The organism is Synechococcus sp. H70.1 (genome assembly GCF_047502705.1).
GTDB lineage: Bacteria > Cyanobacteriota > Cyanobacteriia > Thermostichales > Thermostichaceae > Thermostichus.
Map to the genome: position 1 here is coordinate 5,892 of NZ_JANSIV010000007.1, position 4,385 is coordinate 10,276.

Below are 4,385 nucleotides of genomic sequence, written 5' to 3' on the forward strand. Positions count from 1 at the left end.
CAGGCGGCTGGGATCCGCCTCAGCCCCTTTGAGCGGCTGGCCCTGGCTTTGGGCATCCACATGGACACGGGATCCCTGACCTTCCCGGAAACCACGGCCCGCGACGCTGCGGCCCTCACCTGGCTGTTGCAGCAGGGGGTAAACCTGGTGTTGTTGCGGCGCTTCTTGGGGGATGGCCTTACCCCCTTGATGCAGGAGCTGCTGAGTCAGGGGTTGGCCCAGATGCAGGTGGAGGAGGTGGGGGAGTACCGCCTGGGAACATGGCTCCTAGAGCTGCCGGAGTTTGTGCCCGGCTTGGCCGGCCTGGTGATGCGGCTGATGGAGCTGACAGGGGTGGATGTGCTGCTCTTGGTGGCGCGGCAGGGGGAGCGGCTCAGCCTCATTGGACGGGCGCGGCAGGAGTTTGCCCAACTGGGTCAGGTGATGGCCCGCTACGGCGGCGGAGGCCACGACTGCGCGGCAGCAGCTACCCTAAAAGCCTCCCCAGACCAGCCCTTGCCCGACCCAGCCCAGGTGCTGGCCGACCTTAGCCAGGCAGTTAAAGAGCGGATCCCGCCGCCGGTGACGGCTAAGGATTTGATGTCCTCACCGGTGCGCACCATTCGGCCCGAGGTTACCATTCAGGAGGCGCAGCGGGTGCTGCTGCGCTATGGCCACTCTGGCCTGGTGGTGGTGGACGGCCAGGGCCGCCTGGTGGGGGTGATCTCACGGCGGGACATTGACATTGCCCTGCACCACGGCTTTGGCCATGCCCCCGTCAAGGGCTACATGACCACGGATGTCAAGACCCTCTCCCCTGACACTCCGCTGGCGGAGATCCAGCGGCTGATGGTGCAGTGGGACATTGGCCGGCTGCCGGTGCTCCAGGAGGGCCAGTTGGTAGGGATCGTAACCCGCACCGACGTGTTGCGGCACCTGCACCAGTTGCCGGCCCTCTCGCCTCGCCTAGCTGTTCCTGCCTTCTCCTGTCCTCTGGATCTCACCTTTGCTGCTCTCTCGCCGCGGCACCGCCAGTTGCTAGAGGAAGCTGCCCGCCTTGCCGACGAAAAGGGTCTGCGGCTGTATCTGGTGGGGGGAGCGGTGCGGGATCTACTGCTGCACCAGTGGGGACGGCAGCCTCCCTCTCGCCTGGAGCGGCTAGATCTGGACTTGGTGGTGGACGGGCCTTACCCCTTGGCCGCCGATGGTACGGATCCGCCGGGCTGGGGGTTGATCCTGGGGAAGGCCCTCAAGCAGCACTTCCCCGAGGCGCGGTTGGAGATCCACGGCAAGTTCCAGACGGCAGCCCTGATCTGGCCAGGGGGCTTTTGTGTCGATATTGCCAGTGCCCGCACGGAGTTTTACCCCTACCCGGCTTCGCCACCTGAGGTGGCCATGGGATCCATCCAGCAAGATCTCTACCGGCGGGATTTTTCCATCAATGCCCTGGCCCTGCGCCTCAACGGCCCCCAGCGGGGTCAGTTGCTGGATTTTTTCGGCGGGCAAGCGGATCTGCAGCAGGGGATCATCCGCGCTCTCCACCCCAACAGCTTCATTGAGGATCCCACCCGCATCTACCGGGCGGTGCGCTTTGCTGTGCACCTGGGCTTTACGCTGGATCCGACCACTGAAGAGTGGATCCGCGCTGCTGTAGCCAGCGGCCTCCACGATGCCGTTGGCGGGGAGCGCCTCAAGCAGGAGCTGGCCTACATCCTCCGCTCCCAAGACTGGCCCATGGCCTTTGAGCGGCTCTCGGCGTGGGGAGCCCTGCGCTGCATTCACCCCGATCTAACCTGGGAGCCTTCCCTGTGCCAGCGGCTGCAGCGGGTTGGCCGCTGGGCCTATCACTTCCGCCGCCGCTACCCCGAGTTGGGATCCCAGGAAATCTGGCAACTGCGCCTGGAAGCTCTGCTTCTGGCCCTGCCCCAAGCGCCTCAGGTGGCAAGCCAGCTCCACCTCACCCAAGCGGGCATCGAACGCCTCAGCCATTTCCCCTCCTACCAAGCCTTGCTAGCGCAACTGGCAAGCGGATCCCTCTCCCCAGCCCAGGTGGTGCAGCTGCTGCAGCGGCTGCGTATCCCGGAGGTGATCCTGTTGGCGGGGCTTGCCGACAAGCCAGCGCGGCGGCTGATCTGGCGCTACCTGCAGGAGTGGCACTGGGTGAAGCCGCCCCTCAACGGCCACGATTTGCGCCGGCTGGGCTATAAGCCGGGCCCCCTGTTTCAAGAGATTTTGGATTGCCTACGCTACCTTACCCTCAATGGCGAGCTCACCACTCCTATTGAGGCAGAAGCCTGGCTGCGGGAACACTACCCCTTGCCGCCACCTGCTGGCAGCCTCAAAACCGGCAGAGAAGGGCCAGACTCACCATTAAGCCACTCCACACTCCCAGAACCTGCCGCAGTAGCTGCAGGCTCTCCTGCACTACCTGGCGGCTCAAAGGGCGAGCTGGGATCCCCACCTTTGGCTTAACCTTGGGAATGCCGCGGTAGCGATTGGTTCCTCCCAACTGAATCTGCAGCCGCCAGGCAAAGGCTGCCTCGCTCCACCCTGAATTGGGGCTGGGATCTGCCTGCCCGTCGCGGCGACAGCGCTGCCAAAACCTCCAGGGATCCCCGCTCAGCAGCGCTAGCGTCAGTACCGTTAGCCGGCAGGGCAGCCAGGTTAACACGTCCTCGCAGCGGGCCGGCACCGTGCCCAGGTAGGTAAAGGGGGCATGGCGATAGCCCACCATTGAGTCCAACGTGCTACTGGCCTTGTAAGCCAACGCCAAGGGTGCTCCCCCCAGAAAGGCATAGAACAAGGGGGCCGTCGCCCCATCAGGGGTATTTTCCGCCACTGTCTCGATCACCGCCCGCAAAATCTCTGGCTCCGTCAGGTGCTCTGTATCCCGACCTACATAGCGGCTAAGGCGTTGGCGGGCCTGCACCAGATCCCCTTTTTCCAAGAGATCCAACACTTCCAAGGCAGCAAAGCGCAGGCTGCGCCCCCCCAAGCAACTGGCCATCAGGATGGCCTGCATTAGGATCCCTGCCCAGGGGTGGAGAGTGTGGGCAATGGCAATGAGACCCCAGCCCGCTGCGTAGGAGCCCGCCAGCAGCGCCACGGTAAGAATTGCCCCGCCCCAGCGCTGGGCTAGAGGAGTTGAACAGTGCTGGAGAATGCAGCCTTGGCCCCAGGCAATAACAGCCCCCATTACCCGCACGGGGTGAGGCCACCCCCAGGGATCCGCCAGCAGATAGTCCAGGGCCAAAGCTGCCACTAGCACCAGAGGAGCAGTTGGCTGAGCAGGGAAAAACAGCCAGGCTTCCATCCTGCTGCTATTTAGACGACAAACTTTCCCTCCTGGTTTTGGGCTGCCTGCCAACTGCGGGCATCGAAATACAAATCTTCGAGCGTGGTTTCCTCCAACACTTGCTGCACCCGCTGGGCAATCCGCTCCCAGAGGGCCACTGTTACCCAGTCTACTGCCGCGCTGGCCCTTTCTTGAGGGGCTCTTGAGGGATCCCAAGACTCTCCCACCGCCGCCAAGATGGCGCTAATGGGGATTCGCCGCGGCGGCCGTGCCAGCCGATAGCCCCCTTGGGCCCCTCGCTGGGAGCAAACCAAACCGGCTTGGCGTAGCTCAATGAGCAGCTTTTCCAAGTAGGGGGCCGGGATCCCCTGGCGCTCGGCAATAGCCCGCACCGACGCCCTCTGGCCCTTGCTCAGCATCGCCAGATCCAGCAAAGCTCTGATGCTGTAGGTGGCTCGTGTCGTTAGGCGCACTGGCACTCTCTTCCTACTTTCCCACTCGATCCGCTTGCCAATAAAGCACGAGGGCGCTAAGGGGGCGAGTAGAGGTCAGCAGACCCGCAAGGAGCATCCCCCAGGGGTTCCAAGCCGAGCTTGCCAACAGCAGGCCCATAAGCAGAGCCGCTCCTCCCCCTTCTGCCCCTGCTGCCAAGAGCCAGGCCCAGTCCACTTTCCCCTGCCGAGTCAGCAGGATCCCTTGCAGCCCACCCACGCCAAGACCTACCAACAAGCCGCGCCAGGGATTGGCCATCGCTAGCAGGGCCCTCTGGAGCCAGGGATCGCTTGGATCAAAGACGGGGATTGCCCTCCCCCCCTGCAGAGGGAGGAGATCCGCCGCCAGCCAACCGAGAGCTGTGGCCAGCAGCGTCGCTAGCACCCACTGCCAGGAGACTCGTCGCCGCAACACTGCCCACTGCAGCAGTCCCATGATTAGGCCGAGGCCGGCTCCAACCACCACCCCTTGGAGGGATCCCAAAGTAACCAGCAGCGGGGCCAAAGCCGCCAACCCTAGGTAGCCGCTGCCAGCCGCTGCCCCATTGGCCAACAGCCAAGCCAAGGCCAGCCCTTTGCCCAGCTGAGGTGAAGCTGCAGGAGGCAGGGGAGGTTTGGGG

At 64.2% G+C, this 4,385-nt stretch carries 2 protein-coding genes and 2 pseudogenes; 1 reads left to right on the forward strand and 3 read right to left on the reverse strand.

Annotated elements, in window-relative coordinates; genetic code table 11:
* Nucleotides 1-579 precede the first annotated feature (579 nt).
* A pseudogene (locus NW827_RS00245) lies at nt 580-1,710 on the forward strand (CBS domain-containing protein); the annotation flags it as partial.
* 607 nt (nt 1,711-2,317) lie between these two features.
* Here the strand turns inward: NW827_RS00245 and cbiB are convergent.
* The 3 genes and pseudogenes from cbiB to NW827_RS00260 form a co-directional block, all read right to left on the reverse strand.
* Nucleotides 2,318-3,292, reverse strand: a complete 975-nt coding sequence (gene cbiB / locus NW827_RS00250; RefSeq protein ID WP_414503195.1) for an adenosylcobinamide-phosphate synthase CbiB — start codon at nt 3,290-3,292, stop codon at nt 2,318-2,320.
* An 11-nt stretch (nt 3,293-3,303) separates the two neighbouring features.
* The gene (locus NW827_RS00255) at nt 3,304-3,747 is read right to left on the reverse strand and encodes an RrF2 family transcriptional regulator (RefSeq protein WP_414362060.1); all 444 of its coding nucleotides are present in this window, start codon (nt 3,745-3,747) and stop codon (nt 3,304-3,306) included.
* 13 nt (nt 3,748-3,760) lie between these two features.
* Nucleotides 3,761-4,385 (reverse strand): annotated as a pseudogene (locus tag NW827_RS00260) (serine/threonine protein kinase); the annotation flags it as partial.